The 1,460-nt window shown below is 31.4% G+C and carries 1 protein-coding gene; it reads left to right on the forward strand.

Annotated features, from left to right (window positions below):
• Positions 1-169: 169 nt before the first annotated feature.
• Positions 170-1,153 (forward strand): lysozyme inhibitor LprI family protein, encoded by a 984-nt coding sequence (locus EO244_RS16745; protein ID WP_129255833.1) that lies wholly within the window; start codon positions 170-172, stop codon positions 1,151-1,153.
• The last annotated feature ends 307 nt before the right edge of the window (positions 1,154-1,460 follow it).

Consider the following 1,460-nt stretch of genomic DNA (forward strand, 5'->3'; position numbering starts at 1 on the left):
TACATAACAAAAGCTAAATTCAATTGGGGTTAAAGTAGCTTATAAGATGCTTTCTATCTCTTAGGAAACTAGAAATGAGAGATAGAAAAGTGGTTTTAATCCCCAACAAAATTTAGCAATACCGTTACCTGCAAGCAATAACAACCACCAAGAAAAAATAGAACATTTAATGAAGCGAAATTTAATCAATGAAATAAACGAAATAAAAACTCGCTCGGAGTTTAACTCAAGACACGACTATAACATTCGTCTTAATAGTATTGAATATGCTTTTAAAGAGAGCTTAAATTACAATGGTGATTTTGACACGGAACTTGTAAAGTATATTCCAATTGCAACGGTTGCCTGTTTTGAAGCATTTTTCCGTTCGGTGTACAAAGAATTAATTGATTTTGGAAAGCCATTTAGTGATAATGCGATCAAGTTTAATCAATCTAAAAATATAAAATTTGATTTTGAAATCATTAATGCTATTCAAACAAAGACTGTTACAATTGGCGAATTTATATCTCACATACTTCCTTGTAATAATTATGAGGATATAAATAAAAATCTTTCAACTATAGCAAACATTGATTTTACAGACGCAATCAAAAAATTTAAGCGAGAAAGTATTTTTGATCACGTTAATCTCAATTTTCAACAATTTGCTGATAATAGTAACCAAATAATTTCTGATATAAAAAGAACCTTTGAGCTAAGACATATTTTTTGCCATGAGTTTGCAACAAACCTGACAGTTGACAAGGATGAAATATTAAGATGTTTCAACAATTCAAAGATCTTTCTAAACCATACAAATGATTTTATTTGGAATCTATTATATCCAGATGCACCAGAAACCCAGGCTGAAATGAATATTCATGCATCAAATGAATTTGAGAAATTTGAAAATGAATTGTCAGTGTTAATTTCAACGATAAAAGAATTAAAAAATGGAAATTCTGATTTGAATGTTGAGTTATTTAACACAACCATAGAAAATTGGGAAATATATAGAGAGTCAAAAGCAGAGTTAGATGCTTCTGTCGTTGAAGGTGGGACAATGTATCCAACGCTTTATGCTAGCAGCATGACAGCTACAACAAAAGAGAAAATTGAAAGCTTAAGAAATGAATTTGAAACTGATTTAAGAAAAAATGCCAGCAGGTAACATACGCTATATACCATAGGCGGGTAGCGGTTTTTCGAGGGTTTTCTGCTTTTAATGAGCCACGGCAAGGTAGCCATTTTAGAATAGTTATAGTTAAATGTAATCCTAAAATAGCTACCTTGCCTTTTTCTAAAATTTGAAACATAAATCAACTAAGGCGCCTACGTTACATAGCGCCATCCGTTAGCGGTCAGTGAAAAAACGACGTACCAAAGATGATAAACAGATTGATTATAATATTTCTCGTTTGCTTAATAAGCATAAATCTGCGTGGACAAAATGAATTGCAGTTTTCATTCGAATGCGA

Source organism: Ancylomarina salipaludis (genome assembly GCF_004122035.1).
In the GTDB taxonomy this organism is placed as follows: domain Bacteria; phylum Bacteroidota; class Bacteroidia; order Bacteroidales; family Marinifilaceae; genus Ancylomarina; species Ancylomarina salipaludis.